Consider the following 14,510-nt stretch of genomic DNA (forward strand, 5'->3'; position numbering starts at 1 on the left):
GTCTGGGTGGGGGCGGCCTGCCCGGTCTGGGTTCGGGCGGCTTGCCGGGCAATCTCGGCGACCTGCTCAAGAAGAAGTGATTTCGAGTTTCGCAGTTCACACAGTTTGATTGAAAGGTAGTTCAAATGTCCGTTTCTATGCGTCTTTCGCGCGGTGGTTCGAAGAAGCGCCCGTATTACAAGATCGTCGTTTCCAACAGCCGCGCCCCGCGTGACGGCAAGTACCTCGAGCAGGTCGGCACCTACAACCCGCTGCTCGCCAAGGACGACGAGAACCGCGTGCGCCTGGTCGAAGACCGCGTGCGTTACTGGATCGGCGTTGGCGCGCAGCCGACCGATCGCGTTGCCCGCATGCTCGACAAGGCTGGCATCAAGGAGCGCAAGCCCACCAACAACCCGCAGGCTGGCGAACCCGGCAAGAAGGCCAAGGAGCGCGCCGAGGAAAAGGCCGAGAAGGCTCGTGAAGCTGCTGAAGCCGCTGCTGCCGCCTCGGCTGCTCCGGCCGAGGAAGCTCCGGCTGCCGAAGCTGCTGCTGAAGAGCAGACGGAAGCCTGATCTTGCGCGACCGGCCCGTCACGCTCGCCGCCATCACTGGCGCACATGGGGTGACGGGCGAGGTCCGCTTGAAGCTGTTCGGTGAAGGCGTGGCGGCGCTCAAGCGCTACCGCGCCTTCAACGATTCTGGCGATGGTTCTGGGCTGACCGTCGTAAAGCTGAAGGACGACGGCAAGGGCGGCGCGATCGCCCGCTTTGCCGAAGTGCCCGATCGCACAGCGGCGGAGAAGCTGCGCGGCACGGCGCTGACCGTGCGCCGCTCGGAAATGCCGCCCCTGCCCGAGGGCGAGTACTATCACGCCGACCTGATCGGCCTGCCGGCAGTCTCGACCGATGGCGAGGCGCTTGGCGAATGCATCGCGGTCGAGAACTTCGGCGCGGGCGACGTGATCGAGATTCGCAAGGCCGATGGCAAGAAGTTCATGGTGCCGATGAAACCGCAAGCGGTTCCGGAATGGACCGACGAGCGGATTGTGATTGAGGCGGGCTGGGTCGAGTAGTATATACGTCGCGTATATACGGAGGCCGTGATGGCACAAGACGACAAGGTCCGCGAAGAACGCAAGAAATTCAACATGCGGGTGTTCGGTTCTGCCCCTTGGCTGAAAGCCATCGAGAAGCAGCGTCACCGCACCAAGGTGTTCAGGTCGGGTAACTCTCTTGCCGTCCGCATCCCGGCTGGCACCAAGCTTTCCGCCGGAATGGAGATGGACCTTTTGGTCGAGGATGGGCAGTTCCTGTCCTACGAGCCTGTCGAGCAGCCCAAGCGGATGTTCAATATCGACAAGGTGGCGGGGTCGGCTACGAGCCTGAAGCCGATCCGGCGCGAGGATCGTATTTTCGAAGACCGCCCGCTGCGCAGTCGTGACTCTTCAAAGGACGAGCAGTGAAGTACCTGCTCGACAGCAACATCATCATCGCACTGGTCATGAACCAGGATTCGGGCGTCTATGCACGTGCATCGCAATGCGAGGCGGGTGAGATGGTGACGTCCGCCGTTTGCTATGCCGAAGTCGCCTACGGTTCTGCAAACGAGAAGCCGCCTGCGACTGAACAGCTTCGCGCGCTTGTCGAGGAAGTGCCCATACTGGACTTCGATTTCAAGGCGGCGCAGGCTTATGCCACACTCCCGTTCAAGCGCGCGAGCTATGACCGGCTGATCGCGGCGCATGCACTGTCACACGGGTTGATCGTGGTGACGGACAACGAGGCGGACTTCCGGGATGTGCCGGGGCTGGTGGTTGAGAACTGGACGGATTGATGTTCGATCTCAGCTCCCTCTGTGATGTATCTGGAGCCGACGAGTTACTCGTTGCCGCATGTACGGCGTTCATTGGCGCTGTTTTAGGGGCGGGAGCGAAGGTCTTGCCGTCCCTCGTTTGGCTCGGTCCACCGATTGAGCCGGTGTCCTTATCCGGCTTCGGGCTGGGCTGTCTTACTCCCATTGGATTGACCATCGCGCTAGCTGTCGTAGTCTCCATGATCGTGCCCGGCGTAGAAGAGTGCGCATCTAGCGATGTCATTGGCTATCCGCTGTTGGCGCTTCTGTTGGGCCCAGTCTCGATCTACGGGGCATTCTTCCTGACCTCCAAATTCAGTAGATTCAAATGACCTTCGCCGCCACCGTCCTGACCCTCTACCCCGAGATGTTCCCGGGTCCGCTCGGCGTCAGCCTTGCCGGACGCGCGTTGCGTGAGGGGACGTGGGCGATGGATGCGGTGCAGATCCGGGACTTTGCCATCGACAGGCACAAGACCGTTGACGACACGCCGGCAGGCGGCGGGGCGGGGATGGTGTTGCGGGTGGATGTGCTCGCCAAGGCGATCGACCATGCGCGGGAAGAGCATCCCGGCTGCCCGGTGATCGCCATGACGCCGCGCGGCAAGCCGCTGACGCAGGAGCGGGTGCGGGAGCTTGCCGAGGGGCCGGGCGTGATCGTCCTGTGTGGCCGTTTCGAGGGCTTCGACGAGCGCATTTTCGAAGGCCGCGACGTCGAGGAAGTCTCGGTCGGCGATATTGTTTTGTCCGGCGGCGAATGTGCCGCGCTGATGCTGCTGGACGCTTGCATTCGGCTGCTTCCCGGCGTAATGGGCGCGGCTTCTAGCGGGCATGAGGAGTCGTTCGAGAACGGCCTCCTCGAATACCCGCACTATACCCGACCCCAGGAATGGGAAGGGCGCACGATCCCTGAAGTGCTGCGATCGGGGGATCATGCGAAGATCGCGGCTTGGCGCAAGTCACAGTCCGAGATCGATACACGGTTACGCAGGCCGGACCTTTGGGAGCGCCACATCGGCGTTCGGGTCCAGTCTGCCTCTGGCGCGCAGCATGAAGTGCAGGATGATTGAAAATGAACCTGATTCAGCAGCTTGAAGCTGAAGCAATCGCCGAATTCAAGGCGAAGAAGGAAATTCCGGACTTCCGCGCTGGCGATACTGTCCGCGTTGGCGTGCGCGTCGTCGAAGGCGAGCGTACCCGCGTCCAGGCCTACGAAGGCGTGTGCATCGCGCGTTCGAACCGTGGCCTCGGCTCGAACTTCACCGTTCGCAAGATTTCGTTCGGCGAAGGCGTGGAGCGCGTGTTCCCGCTCTACTCGCCCAACATCGATTCGATTACCGTGGTGCGCCGTGGTGTCGTGCGTCGTGCGAAGCTCTACTACCTTCGCGGCCGCACGGGTAAATCGGCGCGTATTGCTGAGCGTAAGGTCACCAAGGCCTGAGCAACGCCCCGACGCGGATAACGTGTTCAGAAAGGCGTCCTGGCTCAGAGCCAGGGCGCCTTTTCTGCTTTCATACGCAACCATTTCGGGCCACCTAGGCGCATCGCAAACACGCCCCGGACGTGGAGCCGGGCCAGAGGATACCGAAAACCCATGCGTCACTTCCGCCTGCTCGCCGCCTGCGCGCTTGTCTCTTTCGTCGCTGCGCCTGCGCTTGCCCAACAGGGAACCCCGATGACCACTGCCGAGTCCGCTCCAGCCCCGGCCGAAGCGAAAGACCTGACGTTCGAGCGCGTGTTCGCCAGTCCGAGCCTCAATGGCCCGGCGCCGCGGGCGGTGAAGCTATCGCCCGATGGTCGCTACCTGACGCTGCTGCGCAACCGCGCCGACGACCGGGAGCGCTATGACCTGTGGGGCTTCGACCGCCAGACGGCTGAGTGGAAGATGCTGGTGGATTCGCTCAAGCTCTCGTCCGGCCGCCAGTTGAGCGAGGCCGAGAAGATGCAGCGCGAACGCCAGCGCATCGGCGATCTCAAGGGCATCGTGTCGTACGAGTGGAGCGCGGACGGCAAGTCTGTGCTGGTGCCGGTGGACGGCGATCTGCTGCTGGCCGGGCTCGACGGATCGCTGCGCAAGGTTGAAGGAACCAAGGGGGGCGAGCTGACGCCGAAGCTGGGGCCGAAGGGCGAGCACATCGCCTTTGTGCGCGACCGCCGTCTGTGGGCAGGGCCGGTGACCGGTGGGGCAGCGCAGGCGATCACACCGGAAGAGGCGAATGCCGACGTCCATTGGGGCGAGGCCGAGTTTGTCGCACAGGAGGAAATGAACCGCTTCAACGGCTTCTGGTGGTCTCCCGATGAAAGCCGCATCGCGGTAGAGCGCTTTGACGAAAGCATGGTCGGCGTGGTCACGCGCGCCGCTATCGGTGCGGAAGGCACCAAGACTTTCGATCAGCGCTATCCGGCTGCGGGCACGCCCAACGCCGAAGTCTCGCTCTACGTGATGGGGCCGGATGGCTCGAACCGCGTGCAGGTCGATCTGGGCAAGGACAAGGACATCTACCTCGCCCGCGTCGACTGGGCGCCCGATGGCAAGACGCTCTACGTCCAGCGCATGAACCGTGAGCAGACCGTGCTCGACATGCTCAAGGTCGATCCTGCGACCGGTAAGTCGAGCGTGCTGTTCAGCGAGAAGGCGGCGGACAGGCACTGGATCGATCTTTCGGACAGCTATCGCTTTCTTTCGGACGGCAGCCTTGTCTGGTGGTCGCAGCGCGATGGCTTCGGGCATCTGTACCGCTTCAACAAGGGCAAGTGGAGCCAGCTGACCAAGGGTGAGTGGGTCGTCACCGGCCTGGTCAGCGTCGACGAGAAGGGCGGCAAGCTTTACCTGACGGGCACCAAGGACGACGTTCTGGCGCAACAGGTCTATGCGATGGATCTCAAGGCGCCGGGCAAGCTGACCCGTCTTACCGAACTCGGCTGGGTCAACAGCGCGGGCATGGACAAGAGCGGCCAGACGCTGATGATCACGCGATCGTCGGACGCACAGCCGGCGCAGTCCTATATTGCGGACACCACGGGCAAGCGCCTGGCGTGGATCGAGGAGAACAAGGTCACTGGCTCGCACCCCTATGCGCCCTACCTTGCCAGCCATCGTCCCGCGCAATTCGGCACCATCCCAGCGGCTGATGGCACGCCGCTGCACTACATGATGATCACGCCACCGCTGGAACCCGGCAAGAAGTACCCGGTGTTCACCTACCACTACGGCGGGCCGACCGCGCAAGTGGTAGCCAAGGGCTTCCAGGGCGCGCTGGCACAGGCGATTGTCGACAAGGGCTACATCTACTTCGCGATCGACAATCGCGGGTCGGAGAACCGCGGCGTGAAGTTCGCCTCGGCGCTGCACCACGCGATGGGCACGGTCGAGGTCGAGGACCAGCTGGCAGGCGCCAACTGGCTGAAGAAGCAGAACTTCGTCGATGCCGACAAGATCAGCACCTTCGGCTGGTCTTATGGCGGCTACATGTCGATCAAGATGCTCGAGGCCAATCCAGGCGCCTATGCGGCGGGCATTGCCGTGGCGCCGGTGACCAAGTGGCAGATGTACGACACGACCTATACCGAGCGTTACCTGGGCGATCCGAACAAGCTGCCGCAAGTCTACGAGAAGTCGAACGCGCTGGCCGACACCGGCAAGATAAGCGATCCGCTGCTCGTCATCCACGGCATGGCCGACGACAACGTGGTGTTCGAGAATGCGTCGGCGATCATCGCCAAGATGCAGGCCGAGGCGGTGCCGTTCGAGATGATGCTCTATCCCGGCTACACGCACCGCATCAGCGGGCCGAAGGTGAGCCAGCACTTGTACGAGACGATTTTCCGCTTCCTTGACCGTAATGGCGCAGGGAGTGGCAAGTAGCCTCACTTCATGGGCCTAAAGCCCAAAACACTTGGCTGGTCGGAACCAGCCGCTAGGGAACGGCCCGTCCGCTGTTGAAGGGCGGGCCGCAGGAAGGGAATGGAAATGGGTTACCGGGTTGTAGTGGTCGGTGCGACGGGGAATGTGGGCCGCGAGATGCTCAACATTCTGGCCGAGCGCGAGTTTCCCTGCGACGAGATCGCGGCGGTTGCTTCGTCGCGTTCGCAGGGCACCGAGATCGAGTTCGGCGAAACGGGCAGGATGCTGAAAGTCCAGAACGTCGACAATTTCGATTTCACCGGCTGGGACATTGCCCTGTTCGCAGCGGGTTCGGGCCCGACGCAGGTTCATGCCCCCCGCGCTGCCGCCGCAGGCTGCGTAGTGATCGACAACTCGTCGCTCTACCGCATGGACCCGGACGTGCCGCTGATCGTGCCCGAGGTTAACCCGGATGCAATCGACGGCTATACCGCGAAGAACATCATCGCCAATCCGAACTGCTCGACCGCGCAGATGGTCGTTGCATTGAAGCCGCTGCACGATGCTGCGAAGATCAAGCGCGTCGTCGTCTCGACCTATCAGTCGGTTTCCGGCGCGGGCAAGGAAGGCATGGACGAGCTGTTCGAACAGAGCCGTGCGATCTTCGTCGGCGACCCGGTCGAGCCCAGGAAGTTCACCAAGCAGATCGCCTTCAACGTGATCCCGCACATCGACGTCTTCCTTGACGATGGTTCGACCAAGGAAGAGTGGAAGATGGTCGCCGAAACCAAGAAGATCCTCGATCCCAAGGTCAAGGTCACGGCCACCTGCGTGCGCGTGCCGGTGTTCATCGGTCACTCGGAATCGCTGAATATCGAGTTCGAGAACGAGATTTCGGCCGAGGAAGCGCAGAACATCCTGCGCGAAGCGCCGGGCGTGATGCTGATCGACAAGCGCGAGAACGGCGGATACGTGACGCCGGTCGAATGCGTGGGCGATTTCGCCACTTTCGTTTCGCGCGTGCGCGAGGATTCGACCATCGACAATGGCCTGAACATCTGGTGCGTTTCGGACAACCTGCGCAAGGGTGCGGCACTGAACGCGGTGCAGATCGCCGAGCTGCTCGGCCGTCGCCACCTCAAGAAGGGCTGATCATCGCATGACGGAAGCAACCACCGAGTTCTTCCCAGGCTTTGGCGGAGCGCAATTGGCGCTGCATCGCTTAGGCGCGGGAAGACCGGTGGTGCTTCTGCATGGCCTGTTTTCCTCCGCCGAGGTCAACTGGATCAAGTTCGGAACGGCGGCGAAGCTGGTCGAGGCGGGCTTCGAATGCCTGATGCCCGATCTGCGCGTGCATGGGCACAGCGCTGCACCGCATGACCCGGCCGCCTATCCCCAGGACGTGCTGGTGCGCGATCTTGAGGCTTTGGTGGCGCATCTTGGCCTGACAGACTTCGATCTTGTCGGTTTTTCGCTGGGCTCGCGAACCGCAGCGCGCGCAGTGATTGGTGGCATGAGACCGCGCAAGCTGGTTCTTTCGGGCATGGGACTCGAAGGGCTTGCCGGCTGGGCGCGGCGGCAGGACTTCTTCCTCGACGTCATCAATCGGTTCGGCACCATCAAGCGCGACGATCCGGCATACTTCTCGCAGCAGTTCCTAAAGACCATGGGCGTTGACCGGCTGGCGGCGCGGATGCTGCTCGGCACCATGGCGGACACCGATCCGGCAGAGCTTTCCGCGATTACCATGCCCACACAGGTGCTGTGCGGCGATCAGGACAATGACAATGGATCGGCCGAACGGTTGGCCGAAGCCCTACCCGATGCGACGCTGACGTTCATCCCCGGCACGCATATGAGTTGCGTGACACGTCCGGAAATGGGGGAGCGTCTGGCCGAATTCCTCGCCTGAGGGGACGCAAAAAAGGTTGTCAGAGCCCTCTTGCCGACAGCGTGCAATGATGGCAGCTTCGATCCCACAAACGAACGGGCCGGCAAGAGCCCTTTTCGGGATTGAGAATGCGAATGATCTGGAAGAGCCTGCTGGCGGCGGCTGCCGTCAGCGTTCTTGCCCCTTCGGCAGCTGAGGCGGCAACTGCCACCGTCAGCGCGGTAAAGCCCGAAGGTGTGGCTGAAGCGTTGAAGAACCTGGGGTATACTGCCGAACTCGCCAAAGACGCCAACGGCGATCCACTGATCAACACAGAGATCGGGGGCTGGCAGGCAGCGCTGCTGTTTTACGAATGCAACGAAAAGACCCATGACGGGTGCCAGTCGCTGCAATTCGTGGCGAATTTCACGCCCGAGAAGAAGTTCACTGCCGAAGACGCCGTGCGCTTCAACCGCAATACCCGTTTTGCCTCGGTCTCACTGGGCAAGGACGATGCCGTGATGATGACATGGGACATGGTCACCGGGAAGGGCATAGACTTCGAGGTTTTCTCCAACTCGGTCGATATGTTCCGCAGCGCCATGGATACGCTGGGCGCGGAAGTCTTCAAGTAATCAGGACCCCGCTTCGGCCACCCCGAAGCGAAGGGACGCAACCTCGGCAATCCGCAAGCAGGGCTAGCTGCTTCGGATTGCCTTTTCTTTTGTGACTTAACGAAACGGCGGTTCGTTAAAGGCGCGCAGCTTGCGGCTGTGGAGGCGGGGGCCTTCCTGTCGTAGCAGGTCACAAGCGGTCGTGCCGATGGCGAGATGGGCGGCGATGGCTTCCTCGTAGAAGCGGTTCGCCTGGCCCGGCAGTTTGATCTCCCCGTGCAGAGGCTTGTCCGAGACGCACAACAGGGTGCCGTAGGGCACGCGGAAGCGATAGCCCTGCGCGGCGATCGTGGCGCTCTCCATGTCGATGCCTACAGCCCGCGATAGCGACAGGCGGCGGGCGGAATGGGTGTAGCGGAGTTCCCAATTGCGATCGTCGGTGGTGACGATCGTGCCGGTGCGCATGCGCTTCTTGAGATCGGTGCCGCCTTCGCCTGACACGAGCTCCGCCGCCTTCTGCAGTGCCACCTGCACTTCGGCAATTGCGGGAATAGGGATTTCGGGCGGCAGGACGGGATCAAGCACGTGGTCATCGCGCAGATAGGCGTGGGCGAGGACGTAGTCGCCGATCTTCTGGGTCGGCCGTAAGCCGCCGCAATGACCGATCATCAGCCAAGCCTCGGGGCGCAGCACCGCGAGGTGGTCGCAAATCGTCTTGGCGTTGGAGGGGCCGACTCCGATGTTCACCAGCGTGATGCCCGACTTGTCCGGCGCCACGAGGTGGTACGCGGGCATCTGATGACGCCGCCAGGCGGTGTCGGACAGGCGGGCGCGGGCATTCTCGGTTCGTGCATCCAGGGAAAGGCCGCCCGCGCCGGTGAGGGCGATGAAATTCTCGCCATCGATCTGCTGCGCGGCCCAATCGACGAACTCGTCGACATAGCGGTGATAGTTGGTGAACAGGATGTAGCGCTGGAAATCGTCGATCTGCGTCCCGGTATAATGCGCCAGGCGGGCGAGACTGAAATCGGTGCGCAAGCCGTCAAACAGTGACAGCGGCAGCGGGCCATCGCCCACGTCATAATCGGCATCCGCGATTTCGTCGCCGATGTGGGCTAGGTCGGTGGCGGGGAAGTGCTGCGCCAGTTCCTGCGGGTTTATACGGCCGATCTGGGCGCCATAGGCACCGTCGAGCACATAGGGGAAGGGTATTTCCTGCCGCGAGGGGCGGACCGCGATCTCGACCTCGAAGCCTTCGCGGATCAGGTCGATCTGCTCCTTCAGGTAATCGTCGAACAGCGCGGGCCGCGTGACCGTGCACGAATAGTCACCACGCTGGGTGAGACGTCCGAACGCCCTCCCTGTCGATTCATGGCTTGGCTCCGCATTGAGGCGGACGTGCAGTTCGGGGTAGCAGTAGCTGCCGTCGGTCCGCCGCTGAGACGGGGGCAGGGTGCCGTGGTTGGCGTAGTCCGCTATGTCGGCCCTGAGCGTGGCGACGGCGTTGTCGTAGATGCGGGAAAGTTCGGCGACGATCGTTTCAGTTGTTTCCATCCCCACTTGTCTAGCGCGGCTGCGTGTCCCTGCAAAGACACAGCCATGCGCACGAAGTCAGCAATCCAAACAGGTCTTGCGCCTTGCAGGCGTTCGAATGATAACGCTGTCAAATATTGGGAGAACCACGAAGATGCGCCTTGGATTGAGTTCGCTTGCGATAATCGCGCTGATGGGAGCCGGCTCGGCCTCGGCCCAGAACACCACTGCCGCCGTGGCACCGATCATTGATGTTCACATGCACGCCATGGCCGAAGCGCCCTGGGCCACGCCCGTTTGCCCGAATCAGGCGCGCTTCGAAGCCTCGGATCCGAAGAATGGACCCGAAGCACCGTTCGGCTGGTCCAGCGAGGAGTGTTCGCCCAAGCTCTATCCGGCACCCAAGGGCGAGTACATGAAGGCAGTCCTGGCCGAGATGGAGCGCCTCAATGTGCGCGGCGTCGTCTTCGGCGATGTCGAGGCGGTGAAGACTTGGCAGGCGGCGGCGCCGGCGCGCGTCATTCCAGGAACTGCTTTCGGCCGGGTCGAAGGCGGGGATCCAGCCAATCAGCTCAAGATGCTGGAGGTTGCCTTCACCAAGGAGGGCTTCAAGGTCATGGGTGAGATCGGCTTGCAGTACGAAGGCATCTCGCCATCGGACATGCGCGTCGATCAGTACTTCGCGCTGGCAGAGAAGCTGGACATTCCGGTGGCGATACACATGGGCACGGGCGGTTCTGGCCGCGCCAACATTGCGATGCCGACGTATCGCGGCTCGATGGGCAACCCGCTGTTGCTGGAGGAATTGCTGGCGCGACATCCGAAGCTGCGGGTGCAGGTGATGCATGCCGGGTATCCGATGATCGACAACATGCTGACGCTGCTGCAGGCCAACAGCCACGTCTATGTCGATATTGCCGGACTGATCTGGAGCTACCCGCGCAAGGACGTGAACCGCTACATCGAGCGGCTGGTCGATGCGGGCTTTGGCGACCGCGTGTTGTACGGGACGGACCAGCTCGCATGGCCTGGGCTGATGGCTTACTCGATCGGGCTGATCCAGAACGCGGACTATCTGAGCCCAGAGCAGAAGCGCGACATTCTCTACAACAATGCCGCGCGCTTCCTGCGGCTGGAACCCGCGAAGTAAGGCCAAAGAAAAAGGGGCGCCCCGAAGGACGCCCCCAATTCTGTTGCCAAAAAGCGATGAAGCCTCACGCTTCGGTCGCTTCCTCGCCGCCTTCCAGCAGCTCGGCCGGGATTTCGCCCGGTTCTGCGTTCGGATCGTAGGCTTCGGTGAAGCCGCCGGTCTCGTTGTCGAACATCGCGTCGATGACGTTGACGCCCTTCGACTGCAGTTCGGCTTCGTCGGGCGAACGCGCGACGTTGACCTTGACGTTCACCGAGACTTCCGGGTGCAGCGAGACCTTGACGTCGTAGACGCCGAGGGTCTTGATCGGGCGTTCGAGCACGATCATGGCCTTGCTGACCTTGGCGCCCTGTTCGACCAGAGCGTCGGCGATGTCGCGAACCGAGACCGAGCCGTAAAGCTGGCCAGCGTTCGAAGCGGCGCGGATGAGCACGACTTCCTTGCCTTCGACGTTGCCCGATTCATTCTGGGCGTCTTCGCGGCGGGCGGCGTTTTCGGCTTCGATGCGGGCGCGGTTGGCTTCGAAGACCTTGCGGTTGGCTTCGTTGGCGCGCAGGGCCTTCTTGTTGGGAAGAAGGAAGTTGCGGGCGTAGCCGTCCTTCACGGTGACTTCGTCACCGATCGAACCCAGCTTCTCGATGCGCTCGAGCAGGATGATCTGCATGGGTAGCGCTCCTTACTTCACGATGTAGGGCAGGAGGCCGATGTGCCGGGCGCGCTTGATCGCCTGGCTCAGCTCACGCTGCTTCTTCGCCGAAACGGCGGTGATGCGCGACGGAACGATCTTGCCACGCTCGGACATGAAGCCCTGCAGCAGGCGCACGTCCTTGTAGTCGATCTTCGGCGCGTTCTTGCCCGAGAACGGGCAGCTCTTGCGGCGACGGAAAAACGGACGAGCCATGTCTTATTCCCCTTCGCGTTCGCGGCGACGGCTGCGCTCGCGATCGTTCTTGCGCATCATCACGGACGGGCCGGCTTCATGCTCGTCAACGCGGACGGTCATGTAGCGGATCACGTCTTCGTTGATCTGCGTCTGACGCTCGAGCTCGGCGATCACGTCGCCCGAAGCTTCGATGTTCAGCAGCACGAAGTGCGCCTTGCGGTTCTTCTGGATCTTGTATGCCAGCGAACGGAGGCCCCAGGTCTCGGTCTTGGTGACCTTGCCGTTGTTGCTCTCGACGATTTCGGTGGCGGCGGCCGCGAGCGTATCAACCTGAGCCTGGCTCAGATCCTGGCGCGCGAGAAAGACATGCTCGTAAAGCGGCATGCTTCGTGCTTCCTTATCTAACTAACCGATCGCTGGCTTGTCCGCGGGATTGCGGGGCCCCTCCGGCTTTCTTCGGTTTTCACGGGACATCCCGCGAAGGGGCGGCGCATAGCGATTCTGGCGTGGAAAGCAAGCCTGAACTTGGTCGGCAGTGGCTTGCCAAGGCCTGATGACTTGCCTTTAATCGCTCCATTAAGGGAGATGCAGGATGCTGGTCAAAGTCGAACGCCACGATGCCGTGGCCGTGGTTACGCTCAACCGCCCGGAAGCGATGAACGCCTTGTCTTCGGCTATGCGCGCCGAACTGGCGCAGGTGATGCGCGATGTCGATGCGGACGAAAGCATCCGCGCGGTCGTGCTGACGGGAGCAGGGGAGCGTGCGTTCACGGCTGGGCTCGATCTCAAGGAGCTTGGGTCCGATACCTCGAAGCTGGGCGATGCCAACGCCGGTGAGGCCGAACGCAATCCGGTCAAGGCGGTGGAGCAGTGCCGCAAACCGGTGATCGGTGCGATCAATGGTTTGGCCATCACCGGTGGCTTCGAACTGGCGCTGGCATGTGATGTGCTGATCGCCAGCCAGAATGCGCGCTTTGCCGATACCCATGCGCGCGTCGGAATCATGCCCGGCTGGGGGCTCTCGCAGAAGCTCTCGCGGATGATTGGCATTTCGCGAGCGAAAGAGCTGTCGCTGACGGGCAACTTCATCAGTGCGGATCAGGCCTGCGCCTGGGGGCTGGTGAACCGCGTGGTTCCGACAGCAGACCTCCTGTCCACATGCATTGCGCTGGCGCAGGACATGGCAAGCATCGAGCCGCGTATGACAACGGCTTACAAGGCCTTGATCGACGACGGCTACGCCTTGGCCTTCGCTGAGGCACTGGCGCTTGAAGGCCAGGTCTCCCGAGCAATGAACGGGAAGGTCGATGCGAGGCAAGTCGAAGCGCGCCGCCGCGAGGTAATGGAGCGGGGCCGCGCGCAGGGGTAAGGGGGCCGCCGGCCATGCTCGTCAGAAGCGCGCAGGCGAAACCGGCGGGGCAGCAGAGGCGGTCTGCTTCAATGGGGCGCCACAGAACAGGATCGAGGTCAGGTTTGTGGTGCGGACGGCGAGGTAGCTCAAGACCGCCAGCAGCAGGACAGCGCCGGCGCTGACCAGCCATTGGGCCTCGGCCGGCAGGGGTAGTGACCGTGCCTGCGGCAGGACGATCATCGCCCAGACCAGGTGGAAGAGATAGATCGCCAGTGCGCCGTTGACGAAGAAGGTCACGACCTTGCTCGGTCCTCTCACTGCCCAGGCCAGCAGGCGAAACAGCGCAAGCGACATGAGATAGGCCAGCGGCAGTTCGAGCGCGCGCAGCGCCAGCGTCCCGGCGAGGTCAGGATAGATTTCCTTGCCCAGCGCAGGTCGCATAAGCGGATCGAGCGGGACGTAGGGTACCAGCAGCACTGCGATGCCGGGAATGATCCAGCGGCTGCGCAGCGCGAAGATATGCTCGCCAAGCTGGCCGTGCCAGGCCACCACACCAAGCGCGAACCCCGCGGCGTGGAACACGTATTGCTGCCACAGCAGGGTCTCGCTCGGCGCGTTCGGGATCGGCGGGACCTGTTCGATTGCGTAACGCAACAGGCCCCACAGCGCGAGCGAGGCCAGCAAGACCAGCCCTCCGGGGCCTTCGAGCAGCATGGCGCGCCGGACACCGGAGCCGGGCTTCAAGCGCTGCATCGGCATGGCGGCATAGGTGACGCAGAAGCCCAGCAGCACGACCAGAAACCAAAGGTGATCGAGCGCCAGGGGCAGTCCGAGAAAGGTCGGCGATGCCTTGTGCAGTAGCAGGTCCTGCAAGCGGAACTGCACCGCGCCGAGTGTGATAAGGCTCGCCGCGAATGGCAGGCCAAGCCGCCGGGCCCGCTCCGCCAGCCACGCTTTCGTGCCTTTCCGTTCGCGGATCATGCCTGCAAAATACCCGGCCAGCATGAAGAAGGCGAACATGCGGAACACGTGTGTCAGCGAGGCCCAGCCACCGATCACCAGCGATTGCTGGAAGTCTGTTGCGGGCGGTGCGCTCTCGAAGATCGCCTTGGTCGCGACGTGAAAAGGCAGGCCCAGCAGCAGCAGCAAGGCACGGGCGGCATCGAGATGGTGCAGGCGTTTCGCGGGCGAGGACATCGTCGCGCTCTAGCGGTTCCCGCCCGTCTAAGCGAGATAGGCATTCCTATCGGTGGCATCGTCGACGGGCGGACGGCGTTAGGGTGAAAGTAACCACCGCCGTTTAGCCTGAGACGCTGAAAATCCTGCAACTTTTGCTTGAACGAAACTGTCTGATGGTCAGAGGCATATTCAGGGGCCTGGTAAAGCCGGGGGCAGTAGCAAGCGCTGACTGCCCTTCCGCGAAGCCCCCTGCC

The 14,510-nt window shown here is 62.6% G+C and carries 17 protein-coding genes; 12 read left to right on the forward strand and 5 right to left on the reverse strand.

Annotated features, from left to right (window positions below; translation table 11 throughout):
* Positions 1-125: 125 nt before the first annotated feature.
* The 10 genes from rpsP to NJ75_RS11860 all read left to right on the forward strand — a co-directional run bounded on the left by rpsP (position 126) and on the right by NJ75_RS11860 (position 8,181).
* The gene (gene rpsP / locus NJ75_RS11810; RefSeq protein ID WP_039334735.1) at positions 126-554 is read left to right on the forward strand and encodes a 30S ribosomal protein S16; all 429 of its coding nucleotides are present in this window, start codon (positions 126-128) and stop codon (positions 552-554) included.
* Between the two features lie 2 nt (positions 555-556).
* The gene (rimM, locus tag NJ75_RS11815; protein WP_039334736.1) at positions 557-1,054 is read left to right on the forward strand and encodes a ribosome maturation factor RimM; all 498 of its coding nucleotides are present in this window, start codon (positions 557-559) and stop codon (positions 1,052-1,054) included.
* Between the two features lie 30 nt (positions 1,055-1,084).
* Complete coding sequence (locus NJ75_RS11820) at positions 1,085-1,444, forward strand: AbrB/MazE/SpoVT family DNA-binding domain-containing protein (protein ID WP_230487666.1); 360 nt, start codon at positions 1,085-1,087, stop codon at positions 1,442-1,444.
* Complete coding sequence (locus tag NJ75_RS11825; protein WP_039334737.1) at positions 1,441-1,815, forward strand: type II toxin-antitoxin system VapC family toxin; 375 nt, start codon at positions 1,441-1,443, stop codon at positions 1,813-1,815. Before NJ75_RS11820 ends, NJ75_RS11825 begins: the two co-directional genes overlap by 4 nt.
* A 346-nt stretch (positions 1,816-2,161) precedes the next feature.
* Positions 2,162-2,902, forward strand: a complete 741-nt coding sequence (gene trmD, locus NJ75_RS11835; protein WP_039334739.1) for a tRNA (guanosine(37)-N1)-methyltransferase TrmD — start codon at positions 2,162-2,164, stop codon at positions 2,900-2,902.
* A gap of 2 nt (positions 2,903-2,904) precedes the next feature.
* Positions 2,905-3,273: a 50S ribosomal protein L19 gene (gene rplS / locus NJ75_RS11840; protein WP_011445066.1), complete on the forward strand. Its 369-nt coding sequence runs from the start codon at positions 2,905-2,907 to the stop codon at positions 3,271-3,273.
* Positions 3,274-3,426: 153 nt separating this feature from the next.
* Positions 3,427-5,697 carry a S9 family peptidase gene (locus NJ75_RS11845; RefSeq protein WP_039334750.1) on the forward strand — a complete coding sequence of 757 codons (2,271 nt, stop codon included), beginning with the start codon at positions 3,427-3,429 and terminating at the stop codon, positions 5,695-5,697.
* 105 nt (positions 5,698-5,802) lie between these two features.
* A complete protein-coding gene (locus tag NJ75_RS11850; RefSeq protein WP_039334753.1) occupies positions 5,803-6,828 on the forward strand; it encodes an aspartate-semialdehyde dehydrogenase in 1,026 nt (341 codons plus the stop codon).
* A 7-nt stretch (positions 6,829-6,835) separates the two neighbouring features.
* Positions 6,836-7,588 (forward strand): alpha/beta fold hydrolase, encoded by a 753-nt coding sequence (locus tag NJ75_RS11855; protein WP_039334756.1) that lies wholly within the window; start codon positions 6,836-6,838, stop codon positions 7,586-7,588.
* A gap of 107 nt (positions 7,589-7,695) precedes the next feature.
* The gene (locus NJ75_RS11860) at positions 7,696-8,181 is read left to right on the forward strand and encodes a YbjN domain-containing protein (protein ID WP_039334759.1); all 486 of its coding nucleotides are present in this window, start codon (positions 7,696-7,698) and stop codon (positions 8,179-8,181) included.
* A 96-nt stretch (positions 8,182-8,277) separates the two neighbouring features.
* Here the strand turns inward: NJ75_RS11860 and NJ75_RS11865 are convergent, their stop codons facing one another.
* Positions 8,278-9,720, reverse strand: a complete 1,443-nt coding sequence (locus NJ75_RS11865; protein ID WP_269078580.1) for an AMP nucleosidase — start codon at positions 9,718-9,720, stop codon at positions 8,278-8,280.
* Between the two features lie 166 nt (positions 9,721-9,886).
* Here NJ75_RS11865 and NJ75_RS11870 point away from each other — a divergent pair, with 166 nt between their 5' ends.
* Entirely contained in the window at positions 9,887-10,843 is a 957-nt protein-coding gene (locus tag NJ75_RS11870) for an amidohydrolase family protein (protein WP_211257940.1), read from the forward strand.
* A 64-nt stretch (positions 10,844-10,907) separates the two neighbouring features.
* On the opposite strand, the gene rplI is transcribed toward NJ75_RS11870, so the two are convergent.
* From rplI to rpsF, 3 genes are read right to left on the reverse strand one after another with little or no spacing between them, the layout of a single operon-like run.
* A complete protein-coding gene (gene rplI / locus NJ75_RS11875) occupies positions 10,908-11,507 on the reverse strand; it encodes a 50S ribosomal protein L9 (RefSeq protein WP_039334765.1) in 600 nt (199 codons plus the stop codon).
* A 12-nt stretch (positions 11,508-11,519) separates the two neighbouring features.
* Positions 11,520-11,744 (reverse strand): 30S ribosomal protein S18, encoded by a 225-nt coding sequence (gene rpsR, locus NJ75_RS11880; protein WP_011445073.1) that lies wholly within the window; start codon positions 11,742-11,744, stop codon positions 11,520-11,522.
* A 3-nt stretch (positions 11,745-11,747) separates the two neighbouring features.
* On the reverse strand, positions 11,748-12,110 hold the full coding sequence (gene rpsF, locus NJ75_RS11885; protein WP_039334770.1) for a 30S ribosomal protein S6: 363 nt from the start codon (positions 12,108-12,110) through the stop codon (positions 11,748-11,750).
* A 208-nt stretch (positions 12,111-12,318) separates the two neighbouring features.
* Here rpsF and NJ75_RS11890 point away from each other — a divergent pair, with 208 nt between their 5' ends.
* Positions 12,319-13,095, forward strand: coding sequence for an enoyl-CoA hydratase (locus NJ75_RS11890; RefSeq protein WP_156135779.1), 777 nt, complete (start codon positions 12,319-12,321; stop codon positions 13,093-13,095).
* 21 nt (positions 13,096-13,116) lie between these two features.
* On the opposite strand, the gene NJ75_RS23340 is transcribed toward NJ75_RS11890, so the two are convergent.
* Positions 13,117-14,274: an acyltransferase family protein gene (locus NJ75_RS23340; RefSeq protein ID WP_052242400.1), complete on the reverse strand. Its 1,158-nt coding sequence runs from the start codon at positions 14,272-14,274 to the stop codon at positions 13,117-13,119.
* Positions 14,275-14,510 lie beyond the last annotated feature (236 nt).

The organism is Novosphingobium subterraneum (genome assembly GCF_000807925.1).
GTDB lineage: Bacteria > Pseudomonadota > Alphaproteobacteria > Sphingomonadales > Sphingomonadaceae > Novosphingobium > Novosphingobium subterraneum.

What these genes read in the sequence shown, in the direction of transcription:
- rpsP (WP_039334735.1), top strand. Translation starts at nt 126, where the DNA reads ATGTCCGTTTCTATGCGTCTTTCGCGCGGTGGTTCGAAGAAGCGCCCG.
- NJ75_RS11820 (WP_230487666.1), top strand. Translation starts at nt 1,085, where the DNA reads ATGGCACAAGACGACAAGGTCCGCGAAGAACGCAAGAAATTCAACATG.
- trmD (WP_039334739.1), top strand. Translation starts at nt 2,162, where the DNA reads ATGACCTTCGCCGCCACCGTCCTGACCCTCTACCCCGAGATGTTCCCG.
- rplS (WP_011445066.1), top strand. Translation starts at nt 2,905, where the DNA reads ATGAACCTGATTCAGCAGCTTGAAGCTGAAGCAATCGCCGAATTCAAG.
- NJ75_RS11845 (WP_039334750.1), top strand. Translation starts at nt 3,427, where the DNA reads ATGCGTCACTTCCGCCTGCTCGCCGCCTGCGCGCTTGTCTCTTTCGTC.
- NJ75_RS11850 (WP_039334753.1), top strand. Translation starts at nt 5,803, where the DNA reads ATGGGTTACCGGGTTGTAGTGGTCGGTGCGACGGGGAATGTGGGCCGC.
- NJ75_RS11855 (WP_039334756.1), top strand. Translation starts at nt 6,836, where the DNA reads ATGACGGAAGCAACCACCGAGTTCTTCCCAGGCTTTGGCGGAGCGCAA.
- NJ75_RS11860 (WP_039334759.1), top strand. Translation starts at nt 7,696, where the DNA reads ATGCGAATGATCTGGAAGAGCCTGCTGGCGGCGGCTGCCGTCAGCGTT.
- NJ75_RS11870 (WP_211257940.1), top strand. Translation starts at nt 9,887, where the DNA reads ATGGGAGCCGGCTCGGCCTCGGCCCAGAACACCACTGCCGCCGTGGCA.
- rplI (WP_039334765.1), bottom strand. Translation starts at nt 11,507, where the DNA reads ATGCAGATCATCCTGCTCGAGCGCATCGAGAAGCTGGGTTCGATCGGT.
- rpsR (WP_011445073.1), bottom strand. Translation starts at nt 11,744, where the DNA reads ATGGCTCGTCCGTTTTTCCGTCGCCGCAAGAGCTGCCCGTTCTCGGGC.
- rpsF (WP_039334770.1), bottom strand. Translation starts at nt 12,110, where the DNA reads ATGCCGCTTTACGAGCATGTCTTTCTCGCGCGCCAGGATCTGAGCCAG.
- NJ75_RS11890 (WP_156135779.1), top strand. Translation starts at nt 12,319, where the DNA reads ATGCTGGTCAAAGTCGAACGCCACGATGCCGTGGCCGTGGTTACGCTC.
- NJ75_RS23340 (WP_052242400.1), bottom strand. Translation starts at nt 14,274, where the DNA reads ATGTCCTCGCCCGCGAAACGCCTGCACCATCTCGATGCCGCCCGTGCC.